Source organism: Nonomuraea rosea (assembly GCF_039539705.1).
In the GTDB taxonomy this organism is placed as follows: Bacteria; Actinomycetota; Actinomycetes; order Streptosporangiales; family Streptosporangiaceae; genus Nonomuraea; species Nonomuraea rosea.
In genome coordinates, this window is the sequence record NZ_BAABDQ010000109.1 from 1 (window position 1) to 3,287 (window position 3,287).

The window sequence follows — 3,287 nt, forward strand, 5'->3', positions numbered from 1 at the left end:
AGGGTGTGGTGGTGTCGCATGCGGGTGTGGTGAATCGGCTGGCTTGGATGCAGGAGCGGTTGGGGTTGTCGGCGGGTGAGCGGGTGGTGCAGAAGACGTCGTTCGGGTTCGACGTGTCGGTGTGGGAATTCTTCTGGCCGCTGTTGTGGGGCGGCGTGCTGGTGCTGGCGCGGCCGGGTGGCCATCGTGACGCCGCGTATCTGGCGGAGTTGATCCGTCGTGAACGGGTGAGCGTGGCGCATTTTGTGCCGTCGATGTTGGAGGCGTTTCTGGCCGAGCCTGCGGCGGCGGGGTGTGGCGGCCTGCGGTGGGTGGTCTGTTCGGGTGAGGCGCTGCCGGTGCATGTGATGCGGCGGTTCTTCGAGGTACTGGACGGCGTGCGGCTGGAGAACTACTACGGGCCCACCGAGGCGTCGGTCGATGTGACCGCCTGGGAGTGCTCGCCTGACTGGGCCGGAAGCTCTGTCCCGATTGGCCGGCCGGTGGCCAATACGCGGGCCTTCGTGCTGGCTGAGTTCCTGGCTCCGGTGCCGCCAGGTGTGGTGGGTGAGTTGTATGTGGCCGGGGTGCAGGTGGCTCGCGGCTATGTCGGGCGTCCGGGGTTGACGGCTGAGCGGTTTGTGGCGTGTCCGTTCGGGTCTGGGATGCGGATGTATCGGACGGGGGACCGGGCGTCCTGGTCGGCCGATGGTGAGCTGCTGTTCGCCGGGCGTGCTGATGATCAGGTGAAGGTGCGTGGGTTCCGGGTCGAACCGGGCGAAATCAGTCTGGTGTTGGCGGGGTGTCCTGGGGTGGGGCAGGTGGCGGTGGTGGCGCGGGAGGACGTGCCGGGGGATGTGCGGTTGGTGGCCTATGTGGTGGCGGTTGGTGGGCCGGTCGATGCGGAGGTGGTGCGGGGGTTCGCGGCGGGGCGGTTGCCGGAGTACATGGTGCCGTCGGCGGTGGTGGTGCTGGACGCGTTGCCGGTGTCGGTCAACGGCAAGCTCGACCGCAAAGCCCTGCCCGCCCCTCAGCACATCATCAAGATCAGCCGAGAACCCGCGACCCGCGAAGAAGAGCTTTTGTGCGCGGCATTCGCACAAGTCCTCCGGTTGGACAGCGTCGGGGTGGATGACGACTTCTTCGCCCTGGGCGGGCATTCGCTGCTGGCCGTGCGGCTGGTCAGCCAGATCAGGGCGGCGCTGGGCGTGGAAGTGCCGTTGAAGGTCCTGATAGAGGCCCCGACGGCCGCAGGACTTGCACGGCAGCTTGGTGATCTCAAATCAGCGAGGCCGGCGTTGCGGCCCATGCGTACTCAGAAGGAGTCCTGATGATTCCGTTGTCGTTCGCGCAGCGCCGGTTGTGGTTCGTCACTCAGTCGGAAGGGCCGAGCGCGACCTACAACATGCCGGTTGTGCTGAGACTGTCGGACGAAATGGACCGCGACGCCCTCGGCCTGGCTCTGCGGGATGTGATCGAGCGCCACGAGGTGCTGCGGACGATCTTCCCTGACGTGGCGGGCGAGCCGCATCAGCATGTGGTGCCGTTCGGTGAGCTGGCATGGGAGCTGCCGGTCGTCGAGGTCGCCCCCGCCGACCTGCCGAGCGTGGTGGCCGAAGCGGCGGGGCATGCCTTCGATCTGGCGTCGGAGGTGCCGATCCGGGCTTGGTTGTTCGAGGCCGGGGCGGACGAGCGGGTGCTGGTGGTCGTCGTGCACCACATCGCCAGCGACGGCTGGTCGATGGGACCGCTGGCGCGTGACGTCTCGGTGGCCTATGCGGCTCGGTGCGGAGGGTCGGCCCCGCAATGGGAGCCCTTGCCGGTCCAGTACGCCGACTACACCCTGTGGCAACGCGAGCTGCTCGGGGACGAGGATGATCCGGGCAGCCTGATCTCCACCCAGCTGGCTTACTGGCGAGAGGCTCTGGCCAGCCTTCCGGAGGAGCTGGAGCTGCCCTTCGATCGCCCGCGTCCGGCGGTGGCCTCGCATCGGGGGCACACGGTGCCGATCGAGGTCTCGGCCGAGGTGCACGCGCGGGTGGTGGAGCTGGCGCGGGCCGAGGGCGCGACCACGTTCATGGTCTTGCAGGCGGCGCTGGCCGTGCTGCTGTCACGGCTTGGGGCCGGGGCCGACGTTCCGATCGGTACGACCGTGGCCGGCCGTACCGACGTCGCGCTGGATGACCTGGTCGGGTTCTTCGTCAACAACCTGGTGCTGCGTACGGACCTGTCCGGCGACCCGACGTTCACCGAAGTGCTCTCGCGCGCGCGGCAGACCGGATGGACCGCGTTCGCGCACCAGGAGCTGCCGTTCGAGCGGTTGGTGGAGGAACTGGCGCCGACGCGGTCGATGGCGCGGCATCCGTTGTTCCAGGTGATGTTCAAGGTCCAGAACCACGCCGAGGCGGTGCTGGAGCTGCCCGGCACGCGGGTCGGCGGGCCGTCCGCCGCGGTGTCGGCAGACGTCGCGGCCGGGACGTCGGCGGCCAAGTTCGATCTGGACTTCACGGTGGTGGAGGTGCCGGGGTCGGGTGGGTTGCGCGGGTCGCTGGTGGCGGCGGCCGACCTGTTCGATCGGCGGTCGGCGGAGACGCTGGTGGCGCGGTTGGTCCGGGTGCTGGACGAGGTGACCGGCGATCCGTCGACCCGGTTGAGCGGGGTGAAGGTGCAGGACGAGGTCGAGCGGGGGTTGCTGCTGGGTGGGTGGAATGACACGGCGGCCGAGGTGGCGGCCGAGTCATTGGCAGAGCTGTTCGAGGCGCAGGTGGCGCGGTCGCCGGAAGCGGTGGCGTTGGTGGCCGGCGGGGTGGGTTTGTCGTATGCGGAGGTGGATGAGCGGGCCAATCGGCTGGCTCGTCTGCTGGTGGCGCGTGGCGTCCGCGCGGAGTCGGTGGTGGGGGTCTGCCTGGAGCGTGGCGCCGACCTGATCGTGGCATTGGTGGCGGTGCTGAAGGCGGGTGGGGCGTATGTGGCGTTGGACCCGGCTTACCCAGGCGAGCGACTGGAGTGGATGGTACGGGACGCGGCACCGGTAGTGGTGCTCGCCTCGGCGGAGACGGCGGGTGCGGTGCCGGGGGCGCCGGTGGTGGTGCTGGACGATCCGGGCGTGACGGCGGAGCTGGCGGATCTGCCTGGTGGGGCGTTGGGCGTGGTGGTGGATGGCAGGAACGCGGCGTATGTGGTGTACACGTCGGGATCGACGGGTCGGCCGAAGGGTGTGGTGGTGTCGCATCGCGGGGTGGTGAGTTTGTGTGGGTGGCTGGGTGCGCATGTGCTGGCGGGGATGGGGCGGGTGGCGTTGACGACGT

2 protein-coding genes are annotated in these 3,287 nt (G+C 69.2%); both read left to right on the forward strand.

Annotation, left to right across the window (positions count from 1 at the left end; translation table 11 throughout):
- The coding region (locus ABEA43_RS67550) for an AMP-binding protein (RefSeq protein WP_345581461.1) at positions 1 to 1,310 on the forward strand (1,310 nt) is incomplete at its 5' end.
- Positions 1,310 to 3,287: condensation domain-containing protein (locus tag ABEA43_RS67555; RefSeq protein ID WP_345581464.1), on the forward strand; the 1,978-nt coding region annotated here is incomplete at its 3' end. The genes ABEA43_RS67550 and ABEA43_RS67555, both read left to right, overlap by 1 nt.